Below are 26,634 nucleotides of genomic sequence, written 5' to 3'. Positions count from 1 at the left end.
CCGTGATTCCAGGTGAAGTCTTCTGCGCCGAGGGCGTGATCGAGCTCAACGAGGGTTCTCCCCGCACGGAACTCGCGGTGGTCAACACCGGTGACCGGCCGGTGCAGGTCGGTAGCCACGTTCACTTTCCGCAGGCCAATCACGCGCTGCAGTTCGACCGTTCCGCCGCCCACGGGCTGCGGCTGGACATTCCCGCGGGCACCGCGGTGCGTTTCGAACCTGGTATCGCGCAGACGGTTTCACTCGTGCCGCTGCGCGGGACCCGGGAAGTGCACGGGCTGAGCCTCACTCCTCCCGGAAAGCTGGACGCGTCATGACCGATCTCAGCCGCGCACGGTACGCGGAGCTGTTCGGTCCCACGACCGGCGACCGCATCCGGCTCGCCGACACCGACCTTCTGATCGAGATCACCGAGGACCGCAGCGGCGGACCGGGGCTGGCCGGTGACGAAGCGGTGTTCGGTGGCGGAAAAGTGTTGCGCGAGTCCATGGGCCAGGGTCGCGCCACCCGCGCCGAGGGCGCGCCCGACACGGTGATCACCGGCGTGGTGGTCGTCGACCACTGGGGAATCATCAAGGCGGACGTCGGCATTCGGGACGGACGCATCGTCGCGCTCGGCAAGGCGGGCAACCCCGACACGATGTCGGGCGTGCACCCCGATCTCGTGGTGGGCCCGTCCACCGAGATCATCGCCGGGAACGGCAAGATCCTCACCGCAGGCGGTATCGACTGCCACGTGCACTTCATCTGCCCGCAGATCATGGACGAGGCGCTGGGCGGCGGCATCACGACGATGATCGGCGGCGGCACCGGACCCGCCGAGGGCAGCAAGGCCACCACCGTGACCCCCGGTTCGTGGCACACCGCCCGGATGCTGGAGGCACTCGACGGCTGGCCGATGAACATCGCCCTGCTCGGCAAGGGCAACACGGTCAACTCCGAGTCGATGTGGGAGCAGTTGCGCGGCGGTGTCTCCGGGTTCAAGCTGCACGAGGACTGGGGTTCGACACCGGCGGCGATCGACGCGTGCCTCACCGTCGCGGACGCCGCGGGGGTGCAGGTCGCGCTGCACTCGGACACGTTGAACGAGGCCGGTTTCGTCGAGGACACGATCGCGGCGATCGCCGGACGTGCGATCCACGCCTATCACACGGAGGGCGCCGGCGGCGGCCACGCACCAGACATCATCACGGTGGCCGCGCACCCGAACGTCCTGCCCAGTTCGACCAATCCGACCCGGCCGCACACCGTGAACACCCTCGACGAGCACCTCGACATGCTCATGGTGTGCCATCACCTGAGCCCGAAGATCCCGGAGGACCTGGCGTTCGCGGAGAGCCGCATCCGGCCGTCCACCATTGCCGCGGAGGACCTGCTGCACGACCTGGGCGCCATCTCCATGATCGGCAGCGACTCGCAGGCGATGGGACGGATCGGCGAGGTGGTGCTGCGCACCTGGCAGACCGCGCACGTGATGAAACGCAGGCGGGGTTTCCTGTCCGGCGACAACGGCGCCGACAATCAGCGCGTCCAGCGCTACGTCGCCAAGTACACGATCTGCCCCGCCGTCGCACACGGGCTGGAGGACGAGATCGGGTCGGTCGAGGTGGGCAAACTCGCCGATCTGGTGCTGTGGGATCCGGCGTTCTTCGGGGTCCGGCCGCACGCGGTGATCAAGGGCGGGATGATCGCCTGGGCCGCGATGGGAGATGCCAACGCGTCCATACCGACTCCGCAACCGGTGCTGCCCCGTCCGATGTTCGGGGCGGCCCCCAAGGTGGCGGCCGCCACATCCGTGCACTTCGTCGCACCGCACGCCCTCGAGGACGGACTGGCGGATCGGCTGGACCTGAACCGGCGACTGGTGCCGGTCGCGAACGTGCGGTCGCGGGGCAAGGCCGACATGCCGCGCAACGACGCACAGCCGCGGATCGAGGTGGACCCCGACACGTTCACCGTCCGCATCGACGGCGAGGTGTGGGAAGAACAGCCGGCGGCGGAACTGCCGATGGCCCAGCGATACTTTCTGTTCTGATGCGCCTCGCTCACCTGATGTCGCTCGCCGACTCGCGGCTGCCCACGGGCGGTCACGTGCATTCGGGTGGCATCGAGGAGGCCGTCGCCAGCGGTGTCGTCCGCGACGTCGCCACGATGGAGGCGTTCCTGCGTCGCCGGATCCGGACCGCCGGGCTCGTCGGGGGATCGATCACCGCGGCGGTGTGCGCCGGCCGGCTCACCGCCGGACACGCCGACGCCGAGATGGATGCGCGAACCCCGTCCCCGGCGGCGCGGTCGTCGTCGCGGGCGCAGGGGAGAGGTCTGCTGCGGCTGGCCCGCACCACGTGGCCGGAGCACGACTGGTCGCCGGTCGGGACGCGTCCGCACCTGCCCGTGGTGTCCGGAGTGGTCGGATCCGTCACCGCGGTCGAACCACGGGAGGCGGCGCTGGTCTTCGTGTACACCACCATGACCGGGTGCGCGATCGCCGCGCAGCGTCTACTCGCTCTCGACCCCGCGCAGGTCGCCGCGTGCACGTTCGCGCTGGCCGACCTGTGCGACGACATCGCAGACCGGTGCGGCACCGGGCTGGCGAGCGTGTCCGACCCGTTCCTGGACGTCGTCGCCGAACGGCACGTTCTGCGGGACCGCCCCCTGTTCGTGTCGTGACACCGCTGTACCCAGTAAGGAGAAATCAACCATGCCACCACATTTCATCGACGGTGAACCGCACGACCATCAGCACGACCGTCCCCGGCGGGTCCGGGTGGCGGGGGAACCGGTCCGGATCGGGATCGGCGGGCCCGTCGGATCGGGCAAGACGGCGCTCGTCGCCGCGCTCTGCCGGCAACTGCGCGAGGAGTTGTCGCTGGCCGTGCTGACCAACGACATCTACACCACCGAGGACGCGGACTTCCTGCGCCGCCACGCCGTGCTGCCGGACGAGCGGATCGCCGCCGTGCAGACCGGTGGCTGCCCCCACACGGCCATCCGCGACGACATCACCGCCAACCTCGACGCGATCGACGACCTGATCGCGGCCAACCCGCCGCTCGATCTGATCCTGGTGGAGTCCGGCGGCGACAACCTCACCGCGACGTTCTCCTCGGGCCTGATCGACGTGCAGATCTTCGTCGTCGACGTCGCCGGTGGCGACAAGGTTCCCCGCAAGGGTGGCCCCGGTGTGACGTTCTCGGATCTGCTCGTGATCAACAAGACCGACCTCGCTCCGATGGTCGGAGCCGATCTCGGGGTGATGCGCCGCGATGCCGAGCAGGTTCGCGAGGGCAGGCCCACCGTGCTGATCTCGCTGACGGAGGACCCGTCGTCCGGACCGGCGCTGGCATGGGTGCGGGAGCAGGTGCGCACGCTCGCCGCCGTGCACCCGTAGTGCGCACCGAACTGACGATCGTCGCGTCCCCCGACCGCAGTGCGCGGATCTCCGCGGCCGGGGGACTGGCGGCCCGGATCACCGGCCGCGACACGGTCCACGTGATCGGCACCGCCGCGACCCCGCTAGGCGGCGACCACTGGGACATCACCGTCCGGGTGCTGCCGGGTGCCCGGCTGACGCTGCGCAGCGTCGCGGCGTCCCTGGCGCTGCCCGGCCGCGGTCGGGTGCTGTCCACGGCGCGGTGGTCGGTGGAGGTCGGGGACGACGCGGTCCTCGACTGCGCACTGGAACCCACCGTGATCGCGGGCGGCGCGGAGCATCGCGTCGAGACGACGGTGACCCTCGCCGAGTCGGCGACGGTGCTGCTGCGTGAACGGGTGCAGATCGGGCGGGCGGGGGAGAGCGCGGGACGCTGGGTAGGGGTCACCGACGCCGATCTCGGCGACCTGCCACTGCTCCGGCACCAGCTGGAACTCGGTGTCGGCACCGTCTCGCACGACGTGCTGGACGGTCCGGCGGCCGTCACCAGTGAACTGCGGTACCCGGACGACCGGCCGGCTGAAGTCACGGGTGACATCCGGTCGGCGCGGACGCGTCTGCCCCTCGCCCGCGGCGGCAGCCTCACCACCCGGCTCGGCCCGCACCTGTGACGCACGTGAGTGGCAAAGTGCGTGATGGTGCGCATTTCCGCACCCGTACCGGGAGCGCCTAAGCTCTACCCTTGTGCTTTCCGTCGTTCCTCGCCCCGTCGTCGTCAGGGCCCCGTCCAAGGTCAATCTGCATCTGGCTGTCGGGGACCTGCGTGACGACGGCTATCACGAGCTGAAGACGGTGTTCCAGGCGCTCTCGCTCGGGGACACGGTGTCCGTGGTCCCGGCGGAGACGCTGTCGGTGAAGGTCCGCGGTGAGGACGCCCGCGTCGTGCCCACCGACAGCGGCAACCTCGTGTGGCAGGCCGCCGAGATGCTCGCCGCCGAGGCGGGGCGGCGTCCGGACGTCGAGATCGCCATCGACAAGGGCATCCCGGTGGCAGGCGGGATGGCCGGCGGCAGCGCCGACGCCGCGGCGACGCTGGTCGGTCTGAACGCGCTGTGGCAACTCGACCTGTCGCGGGAGGAACTCGACGGGTTCGCCGCGAAACTCGGCAGTGACGTGCCGTTCTCCCTCCACGGCGGCACCGCGGTCGGGACGGGACGCGGCGAGCGACTGCTGCCGGTGCTCTCCCGCAGCACGTTCCACTGGGTGCTCGCGCTCGCGAAGGGCGGCTTGAGCACCCCGACCGTGTTCCGGGAGCTGGACCGGCTGCGTGCCGACGGGAATCCGCCACGACTCGGCGGACCCGAAGACCTGATGCACGCCCTCACGACGGGCGACGCTGCCACGTTGGCTCCGTTGCTGGGCAACGACCTGCAGTCGGCCGCGCTGTCGCTGAATCCGGGACTGCGGCGGACGCTGCGAGCCGGGGTCGCGGCGGGCGCCCTGGCCGGGATCGTCTCCGGGTCCGGCCCGACCTGTGCCTTTCTATGTGCTGAAGCGGATGCCGCGGTCCGTGTCAGCGCAGAACTCGCAGGTGCGGGGGTGTGTCGCACGGTGCGAGTCGCCAGCGGACCCGTACCGGGCGCCCGAATAATCAACGACGCGGCGGAGGGATCGCACTGATGGCGAATCTGATCAATCTCGAGCAGGTATCGAAGTCCTTCGGCATCAAGCCGCTGCTCGATTCGGTATCCCTCGGACTGCAGGAAGGCGAACGCATCGGCGTCGTCGGCCTCAATGGCGGTGGCAAGACCACCATGCTCGAGGTGCTCGCCGGGGTGGAGGCGCCCGATTCGGGACGTGTCAGCCGGGTCGGCGGCCTGCGCATGGCGGTCGTGACCCAGCGCGGTGTCCTGCCGCCCGGGTCCAGCGTCGGCGACGTGGTGCTCGGACCGCTCGGGGTTGCCGACCACGAGTGGGCGGGCGACGCCCGCATCCGGTCGATCCTGGCCGGGATCGGCATCGACAACCTCGGGCTCGAGGTGTCGGTCGACGGACTGTCGGGTGGCGAGCGGCGACGCGTCGCGCTGGCGGCCGCGCTCGTCCAGGACCTCGACCTGCTGGTGCTCGACGAGCCGACCAACCACCTCGACGTCGAGGGTGTGCAGTGGCTGGCGGAACATCTCGTCGGCCGGCGCAGCGCGCTGGTGGTCGTGACCCACGACCGGTGGTTCCTCGACACGGTGGCCAACCGCACGTGGGAAGTGGTGGGCGGCAGGGTCGAAAGCTACGAGGGCGGCTACAACGACTGGATCTTCGCCCGGGCGGAGCGCTCCCGGCAGGCCGACGCCTCCGAGGAACGCCGCCGCAACCTCGCCCGCAAGGAACTGGCCTGGCTGCGGCGCGGCGCGCCCGCCCGCACGTCCAAGCCCAAGTACCGGATCGAGGCCGCCGAGGCGTTGATCGCGGATGTCCCGCCGCCCCGCGACAACGTGGCGCTGGCATCGTTCGCGCAGCGCAGGCTCGGCAAGGTTGTCATCGAACTCGAGGATGCGCGCCTGGAGACGCCGGACGGCCGGGTACTCGTCGACGACCTCACGTGGCGGCTGGCGCCGGGCGAGCGCGTCGGTCTGGTCGGCGTCAACGGCTCCGGCAAGACGACGCTCCTGCGCACGCTCGCCGGGGAGATCGCGCCGGCGTCGGGCAAACGCATCCAGGGGCAGACGGTGCACATCGGCTGGCTCCGTCAGGAACTCGACGACCTGCCGACGAACATGCGGGTGCTCGAGGCCGTCAAGGACGTGGCCGAGCGGATCACGTTGGGCGACAAGGAGGTATCGGCCGGGCAGCTCGCCGAACGGCTGGGCTTCACCCCCGCCCGGCAACGCACACCGGTCGGTGACCTGTCCGGTGGCGAACGTCGCCGGCTGCAGCTGACGCGTGTGCTGATGTCGGAGCCGAACGTGTTGTTGCTCGACGAGCCGACCAACGACCTCGACATCGACACGCTGCAGCAACTCGAGGACATTCTCGACGGCTGGGCGGGAACGATGGTCGTCATCAGCCACGACCGGTACCTGATCGAACGCATCTGTGACTCCACCTGGGCGTTGTTCGGCGACGGCAAGCTGACCAACCTGCCCGGGGGGATCGAGGACTACCTGCGTCGGCGAGCGAAGATGGTCGACACCGGCGCACCGTCAGTGGCGTCGACGGCGACCGGTGCGTCCGCGCCCAAGCAGGTGCGGGACGGGGCCGCCGAACGCGCCGCCCGCAAGGAACTGTCGCGTCTCGAGCGGGCCGTGGCGAAGCTGGACGACCGGGAACGCAAGCTGCACGAGAAGCTGGCGGAGGCCGCCACCGATCCGGACAAGCTGCAGAAGCTCGACACGGAGCTCAAGCAGGTCGTCGCGGAGAAGGAATCCACCGAGGAACAGTGGATGGAGCTGGCCGCCGAGCTGGATTAGCGACTCCGGCCGGTCACCACTCGAGTCGGTAGTCGTACATCCAGCGCAGGCTGTCGCGGCGGCCGATCATCCGCATGACCGTCGGCAGGGTGAGGTCGCGGATCGCGCGCCCGACCGGACCGGGTGCCTTGCCGCTGCCGTTTCGCTTGCCCTGGGCGCCGATTCGCTCGACCCGGGCGCGCCGTGCGGTCTCGTACGCGGCCAGGGCGACGGCGGTGTCCCGGTACTCGCGCAGGCATCGCGCGAGCACGACGGCGTCCTCGATCGCCATGGAGGCGCCCTGCCCGGACGACGGTGACGTGGCGTGCGCCGCGTCCCCGATGATCACCATCCGCTCGTTGCGCCACGTCGGCACGGTCGGAAGGTCGTAGGTGCTCCAGCTGCCGATGATGTGCTCGGTGGCCTCGACGATCTGCAGCGCGGGCCCGGCGTCGCGCGAGAACAACTCGGTCAGTTCGGCGCGCTGCTGCTCCGGCGTGATCGAGGCGAGTTCGCCTGCCGACGGTTCCGTGCGGCGCCCGGGATTGGCGAACCACCAGACGTCGCCGTCCGGATGGATCAGATAGCCGAAGAAGCACCGCTTGCCGAAGACGAAATGGGCCGCGCCGGGTTCACCGTCCAGGGCGAGGCCGGTCGCGAATCCTCCGGTGTTGAGGAGGCTGAGGTATCGGGGTGTGGGCGCCTGCGGGTCGAGGTGGGACCGGGTGCGCGACCACAGCCCGTCGGCGCCCACCAGCAGATCGCCGTCCGCGGACGTGCCGTCCGCGAAATCGGCGTGCACCCGATCGTCGCCCTGGCGGGCGTCCCGGAGTTGTTTGCCGTACTCGATGCGGATGCCGCGCCGGAGTGCTTCGTCGCGCAGGGTGCGGTAGAGGTCGGCGCGGCGCAGCGTCCGAGACGGCGTGCCGAAGGAGGTGAGTCCACCGTTGTCGAACTCGGCCAGGCGTTTCCCGGTTCCGCTGACGATTCGCATCCTGCGGGTGCCCATTCCGAGCGCGGTGACCTGGTGATCGAGGTCCAGCAGGTGCAGTGCCTCCAGGCCGTTGGTGGCCAGGGTCAGGAACGCGCCGACACCGTCGGCGCCGTGACCGCGCGCTTCGTACACCACGGGATCGAGTCCGGCCTTCTGCATGGCCATCGCCGTGACCGGGCCGGCGATGCCTCCTCCGATGATCACAACCTGTTTAGTCATATAAAGACTATACATAAAATGACTAATTACGGTCGACCGATATGCTCGGCAAATGTCCTCACCGCGTAGATCCGTGCTGGCGATGGCCGTGTTGTCGATGCTGTCGGAAGAGCCGATGCACGCCTACCGCATGCAGCAACTGATCAAGGAGCGACACAAGGACGAGGTCGTCAACGTCGCTCAGCGCAACAGCGTGTACCAGACGATCGAGCGCCTGCTGCGCGACGGATTGATCGAGGTCGAGGCGACGGAACGGGCCGAGAATCGACCCGAGCGCACGACGTACCGGCTCACCGCACCGGGTGCGACGACGCTGACGCGCTGGCTGCGCGAGATGGTTGCGGAACCGGCGCGCGAATTCCCGGAATTCCCTGCCGCGCTGGCATTCCTGCCGAGTCTCGACGCCGGCGACGCGCTCGGCGCCCTGCGTTCGCGGATCGCCTCGCTCGAACGGCAACTGGCCGGGCTCGATGCCGGCCTCGCCGAGTCCGGGGCGGTTCTTCCGCGACTGTTCCTCGTCGAGGACGAGTACCGCCGGGCGGTGGTGGCCGCCGAACTCGACTACGTCCGGTCGCTGGCCGACGACGTCGCGGGCGGCGACCTGCGCTGGTAGCGCGTCACGCTAGCGCGGGCCGAGGTATCTGTAGATTCGGGGTCACAGCAATCGTGTCCGACGTTCGGTGCGGGCGGCTCGCCCCGTGCGGCCCGCGGCGGCAACGTTCACTGAAAACGCTGTGCAGCAATGGGATTCGAGCGTCACGGCTCCGGGCATGCCCGGAGGATCGCATCACTATCAGGTGAGGCTGGCCTAAGGTAGGGTGGAGTGTGTGCTGGAGCGCAGGCCATGCAGTCATTTCGTAACCTTTTCGTGTCCCGGATCACGGCCTGAATATGCATGATCCGGGCAAAACGGGGGAATCCAACGCGAACCTGCAGATTCTCGGACTAATCTGCAGTCCAGGGTTTGCATGTCGCTGCACAGGAGGCGGGGGTCATGGATCTCGAAGCGATCAAACAGATCGAGCAGCTCAAGCACCGTTACTCACGTGCACTCGACACGAAGTCGTGGGTGGAGTTCGCCGACACGATGGTCCCGGACGTCACCGCGACGTACAGCGAATACCTCACGTTCGACTCCCGTGACTCGTTCGTGTCCTTCCTCGAGAACACCCTCGGGACACACGTCATCACCGAGCATCAGTGCGGCCAACCCGAAATCACCGTCACCGGTGACACCGCGGTCGGCGTGTGGTTTCTCGCAGACACCACGCTGATTCCCGAGGACGGCATGCTGCTGCGCGGGTCCGCCTACTACCACGATCGTTACCTTCGGTGCGCCGACGGCAACTGGCGGATCACGCACACCGGGTACGAACGCACCTGGGAATCGGTTGCGGCGCTGTCCGATTTCCCGAGTTTCCGGCTCACTTCCAACAAGTGGGCGATGTTGCAACCTCCGGCGTCCGCCTGAGGGGGCACACTGGGACTCGACGCATCACGGACACTGGGAGGTGACGACGTTGCCCGAAGTCCCCGTTCCCGGCGCGCTGCCGTACCTGACGGTGCGGCGCGGTGTCGAGGCGATCGAGTGGTATTCCAAGGTGTTCGGCGCCCAGGTGGTGGGTGAGCCGATCGTCATGGACGACGGCCGGGTCGGTCATGCGGAACTACGGTTGCCGACCGGCATGATCTATCTCGCCGAGGAGTTCCCCGAGATGGGTCTGACCGCGCCGGAGTCCGGGTCGACGTCCGTGAGCCTGATGTTGTCCGTCGACGACCCCGACGCCGTCCTGGTGGGTGCCCGCGACGCCGGCGGCACCGTGGAACGCTGGATCTCGGAGGGTCACGGACACCGCAACGCCACCCTCATCGACCCATTCGGGCATCGCTGGATGCTGGTGGGGCCTGCCGATCCGGCCGTGTCCGACTGAACGATCCGGGCCGCGGCTACTGTCGGCACATGCCGAACATGCCGACTGCACCCGACCGCTCGTCGTTTCCGGACACCCGCGCATGGATCCGCGCACTGCCCGCACTCAGCGGCGCGACGCCTGCGCCCGTCGACACGCTGCCGGACTCACCGACGGCGCTGTTCCTCGACTGGATCGAGCAGGCCGCAGAAGCCGGCGTGCCGGAACCGCATGCCGCTGCGCTGTCGACCGTCGACGCCGACGGAAATCCGGACGCACGTTTCCTGCTCCTCAAGGACGTCACGGAGCAGGGCTTCTGGTTCTCGGGGGACACCCGCTCACCGAAGGGACATGACCTGGCCGCGAATCCCGTTGCCGCACTGTCATTCTACTGGCGCGAGCAGGGCAGGCAGGTGCGGGTGCGTGGCACCGTGATCGAGGGGGAGCCGGCGCTGTCCGCACGCGACTTCCGCGAACGGTCGGTCACCGCACGCGCCGTGGCGGCCGCCAGCAGGCAGAGCGAGGTGCTGGACGATCCCGCCGAATACGAACGCGCGGTCGCGGCGGCGGTGGCCCGCTTCGAGGCCGACCCCGACTTCGTGTCGGCGACCTGGCGGGCATGGTGCATCGTCCCCGACAGCGTCGAATTCTGGCAGGCGGACGCCGGACGCAGACACGTGCGCCGGCTGTACCGCCGGGAGTCGGACCGGTGGATCCGTGAGGTGCTGTGGCCCTGACCGCGCCCGGCGGCAGGAGTCAGCGCGCGGTCGAGGGCGAACGCAGGTCGACGACGATCGACTGGCCGTTCAGCTTCGCGTGGATCTCGGGGCGTTCGAACCCGGCCGCGACGAGGTACTCGCCGAGCAGCGCCAGCAGTTCGTCGGCGTCCACGGTGGGATCGGCGGAGTGGCTGCTCGCCGACGCGAGGTGCTCCTCGAGCAGTTCGGTGTGTGCAAGACGGCCCGCGACTCGCACGGCTGCCACTCCCATCGCGTTGCGTCGCATGACGGTGCGTCCACGAGATTCGGGCGGCGCCGTCGTGTCGGAGGCCGCGGCCGGTTCCTCGGTGCTGTGCGAACCCGAACTGCGCGTCGGCAGCGGGAAGGTGAACGTCTCGGCGGAGCTGGTCGTGGACTTGCCGTTGCCGTTGCTGCTGCCGGTCAGTCCGCCCGTGCCCGGTTCGGCGAAAGGGGACCCCGTCGCCGGGCTCCCCGCGGAGCCGTTGCTGCCCGATCCGTTCGTGGAAATGCCGTTCTCCATCGTTTCGCTTCCTGCTCGTGGCCAAACGGGTACCGCGCAAAGCCCGTCAGTGTGCTCGATTCGGTCTGAAAGCTACCAGCAGCGTCCGGCGGGCCGCGCACCTCGACGGCTCACGACACGGCCCCGTCGCCGCCCGGACTCTCGGCAACGCTGTGTCAGCGGACCCCCTCCGTCCGCAATTCCCTGGCCCATGCCGACGCGTGCCTCGTCAGCACGCCGGCGATCCGCTCCAGCTCACCCGGGTACGACGCGACCTCGGCGGGCATGGACACACTGAGGGCGTCGGTGGCGGGGATCCGGTAGGGCACCACGGTGGCGATGCACACCACGCCGACCGTGCCCTGTTCCCGTTCGAGGGCCCACCCCCGGTTGCGGACCTCGCCGAGTTCGGTGACGAGGTCGTCGAGGTCGACGATGGTGTTGTCGGTGAACCGCTCGAGTTTCGCGGGAAGCAACTCCCGTACCTCGCCGGTGGTGAGTTCGGCGAGAAGGGCCTGCCCGAGTGCGGTGACGTGGCACGGCAGTTTGCGGCCGACGCGGTGCATCCGCCGAACCTCGACCTTCGATCCGCGGCTGGCGAGGTAGATGACGCTTTCCTCGTCGCGTCGCGCGAAGTGCACGGTGTGGCTGACTTCCGACCGGAGCGCCTCGAGCACCGCCGCCGCCCTCGACACGACCGAATCCTTGTCGAGATACGACGTGCCGGTGAGCAGCGCGTGGGTGCCGATGCCGTAGCGGGAACCGGACTCGTCCGCCTCGATCCACCGCAGATCCTTGAGCGTGCGCAGGAGGGCGTGCAGACTCGAGCGCGGATATTTGCATGCTTCCTGCAGCTCGCCGAGGCTCATGCGGGTCGGCGACGCGGCGAGCGTCTCGAGGATGTGGATGGTGCGTTCGGCGGATTTGACCGGCTGGGATTCCGGGGCCGCCCCACGCGTGTCTTCTGTCACCATGAAGACACTATCTCTCATTCTGAACGCGATATCACCTACTGACCCGTGCCCGGTACCGGCGAGGGGTCGCACTCAGTACTCCGCGACGAGGTTGGCCGCGATGTACTCGAGATCGATGTCCTCGCCGAGACCCGGCCGCTGTGGCATCGCCACCATGCCGTTCTCGTCGACGGGGTCGACGATGGACTTCAGGTGCGGCGGCACCCAGTCGTAGTCGACGTGCGGGTGCAGAAGACCGCGCTCGTACCACTGGACGTTGTTGGCGGCGCCGACGAGCGCGAGATTGGGGGCGCCGTTGCCGTGGATCTCGCAGTCGAGGCCGAAGCCCTCGGCCATGTGCATCGTCTTCAGGGCCGGGGTGATGCCACCGCCGTTCATGGCGCCGACGCGCAGGATGTCGCACGCGTCGTTCGCGATCCAGTCGGCACGGGACCGGTGCCTGCCCGGTGTGGTCTCGGGTCCGATCACCGGGGTGTCGATCTGGTCGGCGAGCCACTTGTACGAGCGCAGCGAGAACTCGTCCATCGGCTCCTCGAACCAATCGAACTTCAGCCGGTCCAGTTCGCGCCCGAGTCTCAGGGCGTCGGTGCGTGAGTACCAGTGGTACCCGTCGAGCATCAGCGAGAAGTCCTCGCCGACGGCGTCGCGGACCGCGGCGCACGCGTCGATGTCCCGGCTCAGGCTGGGGGCGCCCGGCAGCGGCGGCATCCAGGTGTGCAGTTTGATGCCCTGGTAGCCACGCCTTTTCAGCTCGACGGCGAAGTTCGCGTAGTCCTCCGGGGTGGCGAGGCCGCCGTCGATGTCGTCACCGCACATGGTGCTGGCATACGCCTTGACCTCGGTGCGCGCGCCGCCGAGCAGTTTCCACACGGGTGTGTCGAACTTGTTGCCCGCGAGGTCCCACAGCGCCTGGTCCAGGTAGCTGCAGGTGTGTTCGGGAAGCTCGACCGCCCGCGTGCGCTGCCGGATCGCCCACTTCTTGTCCGCCGCCTCCCGTGCCAGCGGGTCGGAACCGATGAGGACGGGCCGGAAATGCTGCTCCACCTGGTCCTGACGAAGGTAGTTCGGCTTGCCCAGGACGTACCCGCTGACGCCGTCGGAGTCGGTGATCCGCAGCAGCGCCCCGGTCGTCGGCACGGACGGGCCGGGATGGCGATGACCGTACGAGTCGACCGAGGTCCGTGCCTCCGTCTTGAAAACCTGCACGGCGACTTCTGTGATCACGCTGGACATGATGATTCGCTTCCTCTTCGAAATGTCTTATTTGCCCTGGCGGGCGACGTACTTGGCCATGGAGCGGTCGAGTTTCTCGGCGAAGTCGTCGGCGAAATCCTGCGCACTGAGCTGCCCGATGAGCACCTTCTGCCACTGGCCGAGCATCTGCACCTGAACGATCTTGCCGAAGTCCGGCAGGTAGTCCGGCGGCGTCACCAGCACGGTTTTCGGGTCGTCCAGTGCCGCGAGCGCGGCCTGCACCGACGGCATGCTCGCGAATTCCGGCGCGGAGCGGGCGGCCTTGTTGACCGGGATCTGCCCGACCCGCTCGTTCCAGTACGCCTGCGATTCCTGGGACGTCATGAACTCGAGGAACTTCCACGCCGCGGCCTGGTGCTTGCTGCTCTTGAACACGGTGTACGACGGGAACGGGTCGGTCATGACGGTGCGCTTTCCGTCCTCGTTACGCGGCAGGGCCACGGCGCCGGCCTTGTCGCCGAGCGCCTTCTGGTGGTTGCTCAGCGAGCCGAGGTTGTGCTGCATCATCGCCACGGATCCGCCGCCGAAGCTCGCGACCATCTGCGGGAAGCCGTTGTTGACGTCGGCGGTCGGGGTGGCGACGTCGTAGAGCGCTGCGAAGCGTTCGATGGCGTCGACCATCTCGGGACGGTTCAGCGTCGACTCGCCGTCCTCGAAGAAGCTCTCGATTCCGGTGCTGGCGAACATGTACTGCAGCAGTGGGTAGATCGATCCGGCGCCGCCGCGAATGGTGAATCCGTAACGGCCGTCGTCCTTGTCGGTCAGATCCTTCGCGGCCTCGAAGAACTCGTCGTAGGTGTCCGGCGGTTCGATCCCGGCCTCGGCGAACCAGTCGGCGCGATACCAGAGGGTGGCGTTGTTGCTGGTGTACGGGAGACCGAACAGATGCTCGCCACCACCGGATTCGCGTGCCGACTCGAGAATTCCGGCGTCGTACTCGTCGCGCTGCGGTGACGCCGCCATGAAGTCGTCGAGTGAGATGACCGCGTCCTGGGCGACGAGCGGGGCGAGGTAGGCGGTGGAGACGATGCCGAGATCCGGTGCCGAGCCGCCGGCGAGCGCGGTCTGGTACTTCTGCTGGGCGCTGTCCGACGGAAGGCCCACGTATTGGATGTCGATGCCGGGATTCGCCGCCTCGAACCGGCGGATCAGCTCCTCGTACAGCGGAGTGCGGTCCGGTCCGGCGTTGTTGTCCCAGAACGTGAGCTGGGCGTTGTTCGGATCGCCGAGGGCGCCGTCGGGCAGCGAGGTCTCGGAACTGCAGGAGGCGAGCACGAGCGTGGCCGCCGCCCCGACCAGGGTGGAGCGCAGGAGCGTTCGCCGGTTCATGTGGATCCTCTTTTCGAAAGTCATGATCAGCCCTTGACTGCGCCGGCGCTCAGGCCCTGGACGAGGTATTTCTGGATGACGGCGAAGACGGCGACCACCGGCACCGCGGCGATGAGACCGCCCGCGGCGAGAACTCCGAAGTCGACGTTGTAGGAGCCGATGGTGTAGCTGAGGCCGACCGGCAGCGTGAACTTCTCCTGGCTGCTGATGAACATCAGGCCGAACAGGAAGTTGTTCCAGCTGCCGATGAAGGCGAACGATCCGACGGCGATCAGGCCGGGGCGTAGCAGCGGCAGCATGATGATGCGGAACGCGCGCAGGCGTGAGCAGCCGTCGACCATCGCGGCTTCCTCGAGTTCGACCGGGATCTGCGCGATGAAACCTGCCATGAGCATGGCGGCCAGCGGAAGCTGGAACACGGTGTCGGCGACGATGAGTCCCGTCAGGTTGTTGACGAGGTTCATCTCGCGGAACACCTGGAACAGCGGGATGAGCAGCATGGCGCCGGGGACGAACTGGCTGCAGAGCAGGGCCATCACCAACGGGATCTTGGCGCGGAACTTGAAGCGGGCCAACGCGTATCCGGTGGCCAGCGCGACGAAGGTGGTCAGGACGAGCGACAATGCGGCAACGATGAGGCTGTTCTTGAAGAAGAAGCTGAAGCCGAGGGTGTTCCACACGGTGTCGAAGTGCTCGAACGTGATGGGCCAGGGGAGCATCGAGTTCGATCCGGCGGGCCGGAACGCGAACACGATCATCCAGTAGAACGGCACGAGTGTGAACAGCAGGTACAGGGCGAGCGGCAGTCCGACGCTGAACAGGCGCGGCTTCTTCGTGCGCACCCGCAGCTTCCCGGTGGTGTCCGGCTCGGGCAGCGCAACGGTGGGGCGATCGGTGGTGGTGGTCACGGCGGTCAGACCTTCTCACTGTTGAACTTGCTCAGGCGCAAGTAGAGGATCGAGCAGAACAGCAGGATCACGAATGCGACCGTGGTGAGTGCCGAGCCGTATCCGAAGTCCTGGGCGGTGGTCGCGAGCTGTGAGACGTACAGCGGGAGCGTCGTGGTGACGTCGGCGGGGCCGCCCGCCGTGAGGGTGTAGAGCAGATCGACGTTGTTGAACTCCCACACACCGCGCAGCAGCGTCGACAAGATGATGACGGCCTTCAGGTGCGGGAGGGTGACGAAGCGGAACCGCTGCCAGCGGTTGGCGCCGTCCACGTTGGCCGCCTCGTACAGGTCCTTGGGGGCGCTCTGCAGCTCGGCCAGGATGAGAATGGCGAAGAACGGAACACCGCGCCACAGTTCCGCGACGCCCGTCGCCCAGAACGCGGTGTCCGGATCGGCGATGGGAGCGGCGGTGCCGTCTCCGATGCCCATGTTCCCGAGAAGTTTGAACAGGCCCGTGGACGGGTTGTAGATCAGCAGCCAGATGCCGGTGGTGAGGACGCCGGAGACCGCCCAGGGGGAGAACACCAGGGCGCGGGCCAGGCCGCGGCCCCGGAACACCTCGTTGACCAGCAGGGCCAGCCCGAGGCCGAGGATCAGCTGGAACACGACCTGAAATCCCACCCATTTCGCGGTGGTGACCAGGCTGGTCCAGAAGAGGGAGTCGGCGAACATCAGCCGGAAGTTGTCGAGGCCGGCGAAACCGTTGTCCCACGGCGTCGTCGGATTGTAGTACTGCAGGCTGTAGTAGAAGACGCTGCCGACCGGGTAGAAGATGAAGACCGCCAGCAGGAGGACCACCGGCGCGATCAGGATGTAGGGGGCGGCGGCTCTGCGCCAGGCGGGTCTGCGGCGAATGCGACCGGGAGAGGCCGGCGCCGCCGCCGCGGTCCGCCCTCCTGGCCTGGGGGAGGTGGTGGTGACCATGGTGCACGCTCCGAGGTTCGGTGCCGGTCGCGCCGGCGGGTCAGGGGATTGTGGCTATTGCTGCTGACGCGAGATCACCGAGGGTGGCGCGTCAGCGGGGAAGGAGATGGGGAACGACTGCGGCCTCCGGCCTTCCCGGTGAGCCCGATGTGCTCGGGCCTCCGGTGGCGGTGCGTCCTATCGTTCATGTATGTGAACTCACGTTCTCTATGTGAATTGTCGAACTCACTATGACGGCAGTCACAAGGTCCTGTCAAGCGTGATCGGCTAGACGTTGCACCGGATCCAGTCGGCGGCCCCGGCCTGCATGTCGGCCGAAAACCGGTGCCCGCCCGCGAACCACTGCGTGGTCAGCGCGTCGGATCCGACGTACGCGCGTCGCAGCAGGCTCTCGGAGTCCCGCATCCCCTGCGGGCCGAAGTGCGAATCGTCCCGCGCGAACTGAACCAGCAGCGGCCGCGGCGCAGCGCATGCGGCGACCTCCGGCCAGTCGCAGACCGCCGGCAGGCCTGGAGTGATCATCAGCCACGTCGTGTCGTCTGCCCTGCCGTCTGCGACGTCGGCAAAAGTGCTCATCATCGCGGTGATCACCCCTGCTCGCAGGCGCGTCGAACACGCCAGCAGGTGTGCGACGCGAGCCCCGCCGCCCGAGAATCCCGCCGCGGCCACCCTGTTCGGATCCACGCCGTCGGTCGCGAGGAGAACGTTCAGCGCCCGCAGGTCCTCGGCGACGACCTTGGCGGCGAGCGAGGTGCCGGTCAGGGTCGCTGCCTTGGCGAGGCCGTTCTCGTGCTCGCGGGCCGCCGCCTCGTATCGGCGCAGGCGAACCTCGGGGGTGTCGAGCCCGGGTGGGCATGCGGTGAAACCCGCCGACCTGGCGCGGTCCGGCAGTTCCGGCCAGGGCACGCGCCTGCTGCCCCAGGGGAAGGCGTCGTGCACGAGTACGACGAAACCCGCCTGCACCAGCCCCGTTGCGACGGCCAGGCCGTCGTACCCCCGTGTCCGGAGTTCGGCGACGGCCGGTGTGACGCCGTCGGGGCCATCGGCCACCTTCTCCTTGCCGTAGAACTTGACGCCGTCGTGGGCGTGCATCAGCAGGACCGCGGGACGTGCGGCGGTCTCGGCGTGCCGGTCGGGGCGCAGGAGCCAGGCCGCGGTGTCCGGACCGTCGTCACCGGCCGCCCACGTGAGTTCGCGACCGGCGACGCCGTCTCGGGTCCACGACCTGCCGTACCGCACGTCGGGGGTGGCCGCCGCCTGTTCGCCGGGCACGCCGAGGGCGTCGCGAACGGCGTCGCGGCGTCGATCGGCGGGGGTCGATCGTGGACAGTGGGGCGAAAGGTGTGTTCCCATGTGTGAACTCCGTCTTGTCTACCGAATCCTGTTGTCGAACTGCCGAGGGGTTTTCACATGTCCGAAAGAACCGTCGATCGCATCGTCGCGCACGCCTATCCGTGGGACGTGCTCGGTGATCCGCACTTCGTCGACCGTGCGCGCGCCCTCGGGGTCGCCGAGATCTCGCTCGCCGCCAGCTACCACTCGACCCGCGCCGCAACGCCCCTGCATCCGGCCCACAAGGTGGTCGACGCCCACCACGCTGCGCTGTACCGCCCCATCCGGACCGCCGCGTGGGACGGCCACACCGTCACGGCCAGGGTGGCGACCTGGGCCGGTTCCGAGGATGCGTTCGCGGATGCGGCTCGAATCCTGATCGACGCCGGCATCGAGGTGAACGCATGGATCGTGCTGTCCCACAGCACCGTTCTGGGGCATGCGCATCCGGGCGCCACCGTCGTCAACTGCTTCGGGGACCGCTACCCCTACGCGCTCGCGCCCGGGCACCCGGACATCGTCCGGTACGCCCGAACCCTCGCGGCGGAGGCGGTGCACGGCGTCGCCCTCCACGGTGTGTCGATCGAAGCGTGCGGACAGCTGGGTATCGCGCACGTCGGCCCGCACGAGAAGACCGATGGCGCCTATCCGGGAATCGGCGACACGCTGATGTCGATCAGCTGCACCGAACGGGAACGGGCACTGTGGGCGGATCGGGGCGTCGATCCGGACAAGCTGACGGCCAAACTGCGTGCCGGCGTGGATGCGCTGACCACGGGCACCCTCGCCCCGGACGCCGCGATCACCGATGTCCTCGACGAGGCGGAGGCCGAGGCGGTGCTGTCCGTGCGCCATGCGCAGGCCGATGCCCTCCGGGGTGCGGTGCTCGGCGCCGTGCGGGCCGAGATTCCGTCGGCCCGCGTCACGCTGCACGGTCATCCGAACCCCTGGAAGACCGGGCCTTCGCCGGCGCTGACGTCCGCCGCTGCGGAAGACGTCGACGCCGTGCTCGTCTCGGCCTGGCCGGGAACCGCGGAGACCGTCGCCGTCACCACGCAGACCCGGGCGCTCGTCGGTGATGCCGTCGACGTCGGGGCCTACGTGTCGGTGTTGCCGCCGAAGAACCTGGACGACGTGAGCGGCCACGTCGCAGCCACGGTCGCGGCCGGCGCCAACGAGCTGCACCTGTATCACCTCGGGTTGGTCAACGCGGTGCAGCTCGCCGCGTTGGGCCGTATCATCCGCGACTTCTCGGTCTGACGCAGTCGAGGTGGGCGCCCACGGCGCCCACCTCGGGATGTCACCGCATCCGCTGTCCGAGCGGGTGGTCGCAGAACGCTCCGCCGACCCGCTGGAGGATCGGGTCGTCGAAGGACCACTCGTGGTCGGCGAGGAACTCGTCCGCGAACACCTCCGCGTCGTCCCGGGGTTCGTACCCGATGGCGGCGCCCTCCGCTGCGGACCACCAGCTGCGCGTGTTCCGCGAGATGCCCCACACGGTGTGAAATCCCTTGGCGGAGTCTGATAGTGCGGCCTCGATCAGGCGAGCGGTGTCGGCCGGCGACATCCAGGACGCGAGCCCGCGGTAGTTGGGCGGGCGGTCGAAGCTCGAGCCGATGCGCAGGTTGACGACGTCGATGCCGAAACGGTCGTGGTAGAGCCGGCCCAGTGCCTCGACCGCTGCCTTGCTCCAGCCGTAGAACCCGTCCGGGCGCGGCGGAACGTCGCCGGGCAGCGGGTCACCGCCGGCCTCCGCGTGCGTCCAGAAGCCCACGGCGTGGTTGCTCGACGCTGCGATCACGCGCGTCACGCCGTGCGCGACGGCGGCCTCGAACACCGCCTGGGTGCCGTCGACGTTGACGGACAGAATGTTCTCCCACGAGTCCTCGGTGCTGAGTCCGCCCAGGTGGAGCACGGCGTCGACACCGTCGACCGCGGCGGCCACGGCGGCGCGGTCGGTGACCGAACCCTGTACGTACTCCTCGTGTTCGGGGTCGATGTCGGTGATGTCGGCGATGTCGAACAGGCGGAGGGTGCGGCCGGGCTTGCGGAGCAACGGCCGCAGCATCTTGCCCATGTTTCCTGCGGCGCCGGTGATCAGCAGACGCGAGGCGGTGTCGGTCATGTCTTCTCGTACCTCTCTGGGAGTAAGTCTTGTAATGCACATCACGGTAGTACATACTTCGAAACGAAGTCACTACCTTGGCATAGATTCACGTATGTGAACAACATATGGGGATCGGCGTCTACTTCACACTCCCACTCGGATCGTCCGGCACGTTCCTGCCGGTGAAGGGACCTCCCACCATCATGGCAACAGTCGCATTCCACGGCGTCACCAAGTTGTTCCCCGGCGGCGACAAGGCCGCGGTCGACCACCTGGACCTCCACATCGACGACGGCGAATTCCTCGTCCTCGTCGGACCGTCCGGCTGCGGGAAGTCGACGTCCCTGCGCATGCTCGCCGGACTCGAAGACGTGGACAAGGGCACGATCGCGATCGGCGGCAACGACGTCACCGAGTTCCAGCCGAAGGACCGTGACATCGCCATGGTCTTCCAGAACTACGCCCTCTACCCCCACATGACGGTGGGGGAGAACATGGGCTTCGGTCTCCGGATCGCCGGCGAGGACAAGGCGGAGATCAAGCGGCGCGTCCAGGACGCCGCCAGGATCCTCGACCTCACCAAATTCCTCGACCGCAAGCCCAAGGCCCTCTCCGGTGGCCAGCGGCAGCGAGTGGCCATGGGGCGCGCCATCGTTCGCAAACCGCAGGTGTTCCTGATGGACGAGCCGCTGTCCAACCTCGACGCCAAGCTCCGCGTGCAGACCCGCGCACAGATCTCGGCGCTGCAGCGCCGGCTCGCCACCACCACCGTCTACGTGACGCACGATCAGGTCGAGGCCATGACGATGGGTGACCGCGTCGCCGTCCTGAAAGACGGAGTTCTCCAGCAGTGCGACACTCCCCGCCGCATGTACGAGCACCCGAACAACGTGTTCGTCGCCGGGTTCATCGGCTCGCCCGCGATGAACCTGCTCGAACTTCCCCTCGTCGACGGAGGTGTCAGCTTCGGCGGCTCCGTGGTCCCCGTTCCGCGTGCCGCGATTGCCGGGATCGGGGAGCACTCGGTCACGCTCGGTGTGCGTCCCGAGGATCTCGCGATCACCACGGGCAGCGGGCTCGACGTCACCATCGACGTCGTCGAGGAACTCGGCGCCGACGCATATGTATACGGCCAGGCGGACATTCACGGTCGCAGGCAGCCCATCGTCGTTCGCGCCGACGGTCGCATCCCGCCCAAGCGCGGAGAGGTGATCACGCTGTCGTACGCGGCCGAGCGCACACATCTGTTCTCCACCGTCAGCGGTGAACGGCTCGTCGACTAGCGGCGACCCGGTTCTCCGACGGGCACCCGACCACATCGATCAAGGAGTAAGACCATGCTCGACGGAGTTCTCTTCTTTCCTGTCACCCCGTTCGACGACAACGGCGACGTCGATCTGCCCGCACTGGCACAGCACATCGAATCCGGTGTCGCGGCCGGACCGGGCGGAGTGTTCGCCGCGTGCGGCACCGGCGAATTCCACGCACTGTCCGCGGCCGAGTTCCGGACCGTCGTGGAAACGGTGGTCGCGGTCACCGGCGGCCGGGTCCCCGTCTTCGCCGGCGCCGGAGGGCCGCTGCCCGTCGCGAAAGAGTTCGTGGCCGCCGCCGCGGACGCGGGCGCCGACGGCATCCTGCTTCTGCCGCCCTACCTCGTCGGAGCGCCGGCCGACGGCCTCGTGGAGTACGTCAGGCAGGTGTCGGAGTCGAGCGACCTCCCGGTCATCGTGTACCACCGCGCGAACGGCCAGTTCACCGAGCAGAGCGCTCTCGCGGTCGCGCGACTGCCGAAGGTCGTCGGGTTCAAGGACGGCGTCGGCGACCTCGACCTGACGTCGCGAATCGTGCGCACGCTGCGGGATTCTCTCGGCAACAAAGAGTTTCAATTCTTCAACGGCCTCCCGACGGCCGAGGTCTCGCAGCAGGCCTACCGGAGCATCGGCGTCACCCTCTACTCGTCGGCGACGTTCGCCTTCGCCCCGGACGTGTCGCTCGCCTACTACCGGGCACTCGAGGAGGACGACACCGAACTGGTCGACTCGCTCAACCGCGAGTTCTTCCATCCGCTGGTCCGGCTCCGTGACACCACTCCCGGATACGCGGTCGCACTCGTGAAGGCGGGCGTGACGTTCACCGGCCTCGACGCCGGTTCGGTGCGGGCGCCGCTCGTCGACGCCAGTGCCGAGCACCGGTACGCATTGGAGCAGATTCTGGCAGCGGGCCGGAAGGTGCTGGCGCAGTAGCGTCTTCGGTCATCGGTGGGTCGGAGGACCCGCCGATGACCGAAGAGCGTCTGCACTAGTCGGCGGCGGCCACGAGGGGCTCGAGCGTGAGGTCGGGCAGCTCCTTCTGGATGTACTGCAACCGCCACTTGTCGCTGACGAGGGCCAGCATCACCCCGTCCGAGCGGGTGAACACCTCGACACCGCGCTGACGGTTCAGCTCGTCGGCCGACTCGGCGTCGGTGCGCCGCGCCAACGCGTAGCCCAGCGGTTCCATCCGGGCCTCGACGTTGAACTCGGCCTTCATCCGCGCCGCGACCACCTCGAACTGCATGGGGCCGACGGCGGCCATGACGGGCGAGGCGTCGCCGCGGAGGTCGTTGCGGAGGATCTGCACGACACCTTCGGAATCGAGCTGATCCACGGCCCGCCGGAACTGCTTGTACTTGCCCGCGCTCTCGGCCCGCAGGATGGAGAAGTGCTCCGGCGCGAACGACGGGATCGGCGGGTACTCCACCTTCTTCTCGAAGAACAGGGTATGGCCGGGGGCGAGTGCGGTGGCGTTGACGAGTCCCACCACGTCGCCGGGGTACGCCGATTCGACGGTCGAACGCTCACGGCCGAAGACGGTCTGGGCGTACTTCGTCGTGAACGGCTTACCGGTCTGGGCGTGGGTGACCACCATGCCGCGCTCGAACACCCCCGACACGATGCGCATGAACGCCAGCCGGTCGCGGTGCGCGGTGTCCATGCCGGCCTGGACCTTGAAGACGACTGCGCTGAACGGGTCGGCGACGTCGCGGGGGGTGCCGTCGACGTCCTCCCGGGCGCGCGGCGGCGGCGCCAGCTCGACGAGCGTGTCGAGGATCTGGCGGACACCGAAGTTGAGCATCGCCGACGCGAAGATCACCGGCGACGTCTGACCGCCGAGGAACAGCTCCTGGTCGTGGTCCTGACCGGTGGCCGACAGCAACTCGCTCTCCTCCGCGGCGGTCTCCCACTCGGAGCCCTCCTTCGCGAGGGCGGCGTCGGCGTCCATGACCTCTTCGGGGGCGATCTTCGCGCCGCCGGCGGTGCGCGTGAACCGGATGTACTCCCGCGGGGCACCGTCCTCGCCGCGGCGGAGCAGGCCCCGGAAATCGCCGGCGATCCCGACGGGCCAATACAGGGGAGTGGGGGTGAGCCCGATGCGTTCCTGGATCTCGTCGAGAAGCTCCAGCGGCGTCTGGCCGGGCCGGTCCCACTTGTTGATGACGGTGATCACCGGGATTCCGCGGTGACGGCACACCTGGAACAGCTTCAGCGTCTGCGGTTCGAGACCCTTCGCGGCGTCGATCAGCATGACGGCGGCGTCGACCGCGGTCAGGACGCGGTACGTGTCCTCGGAGAAGTCGGAGTGGCCGGGGGTGTCCACCAGGTTGATCACGTTGTCGACGGGTTCGTCCGCCGACGCCTCGGTGGAGCGGTAGTTGAACTGCAGGGCGGTGGAGCTGACCGAGATGCCGCGGGCCTTCTCCATCTCCATCCAGTCGGACACCGTCGACTTGCGGCCCGCTTTGCCGTGGACGGCGCCCGCCTCGGAGATGACCTTCGCGTGCAGCGCGAGCGCCTCCGTCAGCGTCGACTTACCGGCGTCGGGATGCGAGATCACGGCGAACGTGCGGCGACGCGACGCCTCGGCCCGGACACCCTTCTCGGATTTCCCCTCCGATGAGCCGGACGCGGCGGCAGGCGCCGCCTCGGCTGGAATGGTGTCGGCCGAGTCGGACGGGGTAGTCAACGAAGAACCTCTCGGGGGACGGAATGCGTGCAGGAAGGCCGTGTGGCCGCATACCAGGTTACTCGGGTGCCGAGGACCCACTCGCAGCACAGTCACATCCATGGGCGCACATCCAGGGAGAAGTAACGATCGGAGGCCGGTGGGGGATTTATATGGGTGAGTCGTCGGGGCGCTCCGGAGTTCACCGTTTCTGCGTTCGGACACCCGTATGTGCAGGAGGAAGACAGTGAGCAAGTTCACCGACGAGATGTACGCGACCGCGGCGAGCAGCACCCGTGGTCTCAACACGGGTGAGCCCGACGCGCCACTGCGACAGCCGTGGGGCGAGATCCACAAGGCGGCGCGCCGCATGGCGGGCGCGCTGGCCGAGACAGGCATCGGCCACGGCGACGCCATCGGCATCCTCGCCGGTCAGCCCGTCGACATCGCACCCTCCTGCCAGGGCACCTGGATGCGCGGCGCGTCCGTCACCATGCTGCATCAGCCGACCCCGCGAACCGACCTGGCCGTGTGGGCCAAGGACACCGAAACCGTCATCACCATGATCGAGGCCAAGGCCGTCATCCTCGGTGCGCCGTTCGACGCCGCCAAGCCGCTGCTCGAGGAACGCGGCATCACCGTCGTGACGGTGGCCGAGCTGAACGAGGGCACGCCCATCGACCCGGTCGAGACGTTCGAGAGCGACATCGCCCTGCAGCAACTCACGTCGGGTTCCACCGGTTCGCCCAAGGCCGTGCAGATCACGCACGAGAACTTCTACACCAACGCCTACGCCATGATCGACCGCATCAAGTTCTCCATCGAGGACGACGTGATGATCAGCTGGCTGCCGCTGTTCCACGACATGGGCATGGTCGGGTTCCTCAGCGTGCCGATGCAGGTCGGTGCGGAGGTCGTGAGCATCACCCCGATGGACTTCCTCCGCACGCCGCTGCTGTGGGCGGAACTGATGGGCAAGTACAAGGGCACCGTCACGGCCGCCCCCAACTTCGCGTACTCGCTGCTCGCCCGCCGCCTCAAGCAGGCGGAAGACGGCACCGTCGACCTCAGCACCGTCCGATACATGTGGAACGGCGCCGAACCCGTCGACCCCGAAACGATGAACAAGCTCGCCGAGGCCGGCGCCCGGTTCGGGCTGAACCCGTCCGCACTCGCCCCCGTCTACGGCATGGCCGAGACCACCCTCGCGGTTTCCATCCCGGATCCGGACCAGGGCCAGGTCCTCGACCGTGTGGACCCGGATCTCCTCGAGGCGATGCAGCGTGCCGTCCCGTCGAACAAGCCGAACGCGCGCGCCCTCGCCACCCTCGGGAAGATGGTGCCGAACCTCGAGGGACGCGTCGTCGACAGCGAGGGGGAACTGCTCCCGACCCGCGGTGTCGGCATCATCGAGGTCCGCGGAAAGGCGGTCACCCCCGGGTACATCACCCTCGACGGGCACAAGCCCGCGCAGGACGCGGACGGCTGGCTGAACACCGGCGACGTCGGCTACTTCACCGAAGAGGGCCTCGTCGTCGTGTGCGGTCGCGTCAAGGACGTCATCATCATGGGCGGCCGCAACATCTACCCGACCGACATCGAACGGGCCGCGGGCACCGTCGCCGGAGTGCGTCCCGGCAATGCGGTGGCCGTCCGCCTCGACGCCGGGCAGAAGCGGGAAAGCTTCGCCGTCGCGGTCGAGACCAACGACTACCAGGACCCCGAGACGGTCAAGCGCATCGAGCACGAGGTCGTGCACGCCGTGTTCTCCGAGGTCGGTGTGCGACCCCGCACCGTCGCCGTCCTCGGTCCCGGCAGCATCCCCAAGACGTCGTCGGGCAAACTCCGCCGCGCCACGTCCGCGTACCTGGTGGGGTAGGCGCTCCGCGCCCGTGCGCCTTTTTGGTAGCTGGGACAACCAGATTGGCGCACGGGCGCGAAGCGCCTAATGCAGGCGGTTCTGCGCGGCCTCGAGCCCCACGCGCAGGACCAGTTCGACGGCGTCGGCGGATTCCTCGCAGACGAGGTCTAGTTCCTTGCGTTCCACCGACGAGAACGGCTTCAGCACGTACGACGCCGGATCCATCCGTCCGGGGGGGCGGCCGATCCCGACGCGGGTGCGCAGATAGTCCTTGGTGCCGAGCGACTGCGAGATGGACCGCAGTCCGTTGTGCCCACCCTCGCCGCCGCCCTGCTTGAGGCGGATGGTCCCGAAGTCGAGGTCGAGTTCGTCGTGGATGACGACGATGTTGCCCGGGTCGACGGAGAAGAACCGGGCCAGCCCGGCGACAGCGGAACCGGACAGGTTCATGAACGACCGCGGCTTGGCGAGGATCGTCGGACGGCCTTCGAGCCGTCCCTGGACGATTTCGGCGCCGCTCTTCTTGTGCGCGCTGAACTTGCCACCCATGCGCGCGGACAGCACGCCGGCCACCATGAAGCCGACGTTGTGCCGGGTCTTCTCGTACTGCGGTCCGGGATTGCCCAGACCCACCACCAGGGCGGTGTCTTCACTCACCGACAGGGTCCTTCCGTGCGTGAGGGGTCGTGTCAGACGACAACGGCGCGTCACCCCGGGACAATCCGGGACGACGCGCCGCCGACATCAG

General features: G+C 68.3%; 26 protein-coding genes. 15 read left to right on the top strand and 11 right to left on the bottom strand.

Annotated features, from left to right (window positions below; genetic code table 11):
- Positions 1 to 2 precede the first annotated feature (2 nt).
- The 7 genes from CJ179_RS08815 (at position 3) to CJ179_RS08785 (ending at position 6,834) form a co-directional block, all read left to right on the top strand.
- On the top strand, positions 3 to 317 hold the full coding sequence (locus CJ179_RS08815) for an urease subunit beta (RefSeq protein WP_072941223.1): 315 nt from the start codon (positions 3 to 5) through the stop codon (positions 315 to 317).
- Positions 314 to 2,035: an urease subunit alpha gene (locus tag CJ179_RS08810; RefSeq protein ID WP_072941096.1), complete on the top strand. Its 1,722-nt coding sequence runs from the start codon at positions 314 to 316 to the stop codon at positions 2,033 to 2,035. The genes CJ179_RS08815 and CJ179_RS08810 overlap by 4 nt, the downstream gene beginning before the upstream one ends.
- Entirely contained in the window at positions 2,035 to 2,667 is a 633-nt protein-coding gene (locus tag CJ179_RS08805) for an urease accessory protein UreF (RefSeq protein WP_095861209.1), read from the top strand. Before CJ179_RS08810 ends, CJ179_RS08805 begins: the two co-directional genes overlap by 1 nt.
- A gap of 31 nt (positions 2,668 to 2,698) precedes the next feature.
- Complete coding sequence (gene ureG, locus CJ179_RS08800) at positions 2,699 to 3,388, top strand: urease accessory protein UreG (protein WP_072941093.1); 690 nt, start codon at positions 2,699 to 2,701, stop codon at positions 3,386 to 3,388.
- Positions 3,388 to 4,041, top strand: a complete 654-nt coding sequence (locus tag CJ179_RS08795) for an urease accessory protein UreD (protein ID WP_095861208.1) — start codon at positions 3,388 to 3,390, stop codon at positions 4,039 to 4,041. Before ureG ends, CJ179_RS08795 begins: the two co-directional genes overlap by 1 nt.
- Before the next feature lie 73 nt (positions 4,042 to 4,114).
- The gene (locus CJ179_RS08790; protein ID WP_072941090.1) at positions 4,115 to 5,050 is read left to right on the top strand and encodes a 4-(cytidine 5'-diphospho)-2-C-methyl-D-erythritol kinase; all 936 of its coding nucleotides are present in this window, start codon (positions 4,115 to 4,117) and stop codon (positions 5,048 to 5,050) included.
- Positions 5,050 to 6,834 carry an ABC-F family ATP-binding cassette domain-containing protein gene (locus tag CJ179_RS08785; RefSeq protein WP_072941089.1) on the top strand — a complete coding sequence of 595 codons (1,785 nt, stop codon included), beginning with the start codon at positions 5,050 to 5,052 and terminating at the stop codon, positions 6,832 to 6,834. The genes CJ179_RS08790 and CJ179_RS08785 overlap by 1 nt, the downstream gene beginning before the upstream one ends.
- 13 nt (positions 6,835 to 6,847) lie before the next feature.
- Here CJ179_RS08785 and CJ179_RS08780 read toward each other — a convergent pair whose 3' ends face one another.
- Positions 6,848 to 8,026 carry an NAD(P)/FAD-dependent oxidoreductase gene (locus tag CJ179_RS08780; RefSeq protein WP_095861207.1) on the bottom strand — a complete coding sequence of 393 codons (1,179 nt, stop codon included), beginning with the start codon at positions 8,024 to 8,026 and terminating at the stop codon, positions 6,848 to 6,850.
- Positions 8,027 to 8,078: 52 nt separating this feature from the next.
- Between CJ179_RS08780 and CJ179_RS08775 the strand changes: the two genes are divergently transcribed.
- The 4 genes from CJ179_RS08775 (at position 8,079) to CJ179_RS08760 (ending at position 10,673) form a co-directional block, all read left to right on the top strand.
- Positions 8,079 to 8,639 carry a PadR family transcriptional regulator gene (locus tag CJ179_RS08775; RefSeq protein WP_095861206.1) on the top strand — a complete coding sequence of 187 codons (561 nt, stop codon included), beginning with the start codon at positions 8,079 to 8,081 and terminating at the stop codon, positions 8,637 to 8,639.
- A 381-nt stretch (positions 8,640 to 9,020) separates the two neighbouring features.
- Positions 9,021 to 9,497: a nuclear transport factor 2 family protein gene (locus tag CJ179_RS08770; protein ID WP_015889488.1), complete on the top strand. Its 477-nt coding sequence runs from the start codon at positions 9,021 to 9,023 to the stop codon at positions 9,495 to 9,497.
- Positions 9,498 to 9,537: 40 nt separating this feature from the next.
- Entirely contained in the window at positions 9,538 to 9,957 is a 420-nt protein-coding gene (locus CJ179_RS08765) for a glyoxalase/bleomycin resistance/extradiol dioxygenase family protein (protein WP_174705485.1), read from the top strand.
- A gap of 38 nt (positions 9,958 to 9,995) precedes the next feature.
- Complete coding sequence (locus tag CJ179_RS08760; RefSeq protein WP_095861430.1) at positions 9,996 to 10,673, top strand: pyridoxal 5'-phosphate synthase; 678 nt, start codon at positions 9,996 to 9,998, stop codon at positions 10,671 to 10,673.
- 19 nt (positions 10,674 to 10,692) lie between these two features.
- Here CJ179_RS08760 and CJ179_RS08755 read toward each other — a convergent pair whose 3' ends face one another.
- From CJ179_RS08755 to CJ179_RS08725, 7 genes are all read right to left on the bottom strand, one after another.
- Entirely contained in the window at positions 10,693 to 11,196 is a 504-nt protein-coding gene (locus CJ179_RS08755; RefSeq protein WP_072941081.1) for a hypothetical protein, read from the bottom strand.
- A gap of 155 nt (positions 11,197 to 11,351) precedes the next feature.
- Positions 11,352 to 12,149 (bottom strand): IclR family transcriptional regulator, encoded by a 798-nt coding sequence (locus CJ179_RS08750; RefSeq protein WP_072941079.1) that lies wholly within the window; start codon positions 12,147 to 12,149, stop codon positions 11,352 to 11,354.
- A 72-nt stretch (positions 12,150 to 12,221) separates the two neighbouring features.
- Positions 12,222 to 13,382: an enolase C-terminal domain-like protein gene (locus CJ179_RS08745; protein ID WP_072941077.1), complete on the bottom strand. Its 1,161-nt coding sequence runs from the start codon at positions 13,380 to 13,382 to the stop codon at positions 12,222 to 12,224.
- A 27-nt stretch (positions 13,383 to 13,409) separates the two neighbouring features.
- Entirely contained in the window at positions 13,410 to 14,732 is a 1,323-nt protein-coding gene (locus CJ179_RS08740; protein ID WP_072941074.1) for a sugar ABC transporter substrate-binding protein, read from the bottom strand.
- 26 nt (positions 14,733 to 14,758) lie between these two features.
- Positions 14,759 to 15,640: a carbohydrate ABC transporter permease gene (locus CJ179_RS08735; protein WP_072941071.1), complete on the bottom strand. Its 882-nt coding sequence runs from the start codon at positions 15,638 to 15,640 to the stop codon at positions 14,759 to 14,761.
- Between the two features lie 5 nt (positions 15,641 to 15,645).
- Entirely contained in the window at positions 15,646 to 16,605 is a 960-nt protein-coding gene (locus tag CJ179_RS08730) for a carbohydrate ABC transporter permease (RefSeq protein WP_072941069.1), read from the bottom strand.
- Positions 16,606 to 16,872: 267 nt separating this feature from the next.
- Positions 16,873 to 17,958, bottom strand: a complete 1,086-nt coding sequence (locus CJ179_RS08725) for a hypothetical protein (protein ID WP_072941067.1) — start codon at positions 17,956 to 17,958, stop codon at positions 16,873 to 16,875.
- Between the two features lie 57 nt (positions 17,959 to 18,015).
- Here CJ179_RS08725 and CJ179_RS08720 point away from each other — a divergent pair, with 57 nt between their 5' ends.
- Positions 18,016 to 19,197: a hypothetical protein gene (locus CJ179_RS08720; RefSeq protein WP_095861205.1), complete on the top strand. Its 1,182-nt coding sequence runs from the start codon at positions 18,016 to 18,018 to the stop codon at positions 19,195 to 19,197.
- 40 nt (positions 19,198 to 19,237) lie between these two features.
- Here CJ179_RS08720 and CJ179_RS08715 read toward each other — a convergent pair whose 3' ends face one another.
- On the bottom strand, positions 19,238 to 20,062 hold the full coding sequence (locus CJ179_RS08715; RefSeq protein ID WP_072941063.1) for an NAD(P)-dependent oxidoreductase: 825 nt from the start codon (positions 20,060 to 20,062) through the stop codon (positions 19,238 to 19,240).
- A gap of 185 nt (positions 20,063 to 20,247) precedes the next feature.
- On the opposite strand from CJ179_RS08715, the gene CJ179_RS08710 reads away from it, so the two are divergent.
- On the top strand, positions 20,248 to 21,327 hold the full coding sequence (locus tag CJ179_RS08710) for an ABC transporter ATP-binding protein (RefSeq protein ID WP_072941216.1): 1,080 nt from the start codon (positions 20,248 to 20,250) through the stop codon (positions 21,325 to 21,327).
- A 54-nt stretch (positions 21,328 to 21,381) separates the two neighbouring features.
- Positions 21,382 to 22,287 carry a 5-dehydro-4-deoxyglucarate dehydratase gene (locus CJ179_RS08705; RefSeq protein WP_095861204.1) on the top strand — a complete coding sequence of 302 codons (906 nt, stop codon included), beginning with the start codon at positions 21,382 to 21,384 and terminating at the stop codon, positions 22,285 to 22,287.
- A 55-nt stretch (positions 22,288 to 22,342) separates the two neighbouring features.
- Here the strand turns inward: CJ179_RS08705 and CJ179_RS08700 are convergent, their stop codons facing one another.
- A complete protein-coding gene (locus CJ179_RS08700) occupies positions 22,343 to 24,046 on the bottom strand; it encodes a peptide chain release factor 3 (protein WP_095861203.1) in 1,704 nt (567 codons plus the stop codon).
- A gap of 226 nt (positions 24,047 to 24,272) precedes the next feature.
- On the opposite strand from CJ179_RS08700, the gene CJ179_RS08695 reads away from it, so the two are divergent.
- Entirely contained in the window at positions 24,273 to 25,904 is a 1,632-nt protein-coding gene (locus CJ179_RS08695) for a fatty acyl-AMP ligase (RefSeq protein ID WP_095861202.1), read from the top strand.
- 66 nt (positions 25,905 to 25,970) lie between these two features.
- On the opposite strand, the gene pth is transcribed toward CJ179_RS08695, so the two are convergent.
- The gene (pth, locus tag CJ179_RS08690; RefSeq protein WP_087560038.1) at positions 25,971 to 26,543 is read right to left on the bottom strand and encodes an aminoacyl-tRNA hydrolase; all 573 of its coding nucleotides are present in this window, start codon (positions 26,541 to 26,543) and stop codon (positions 25,971 to 25,973) included.
- Positions 26,544 to 26,634: the final 91 nt, after the last annotated feature.

It is taken from the genome of Rhodococcus sp. ACS1 (assembly GCF_002300155.1).
Taxonomy (GTDB): Bacteria; Actinomycetota; Actinomycetes; order Mycobacteriales; family Mycobacteriaceae; genus Rhodococcus_F; species Rhodococcus_F koreensis.
The sequence above is the reverse complement of the archived record's forward strand: the minus strand, read 5'-3'. Positions and strand labels throughout refer to the sequence as shown.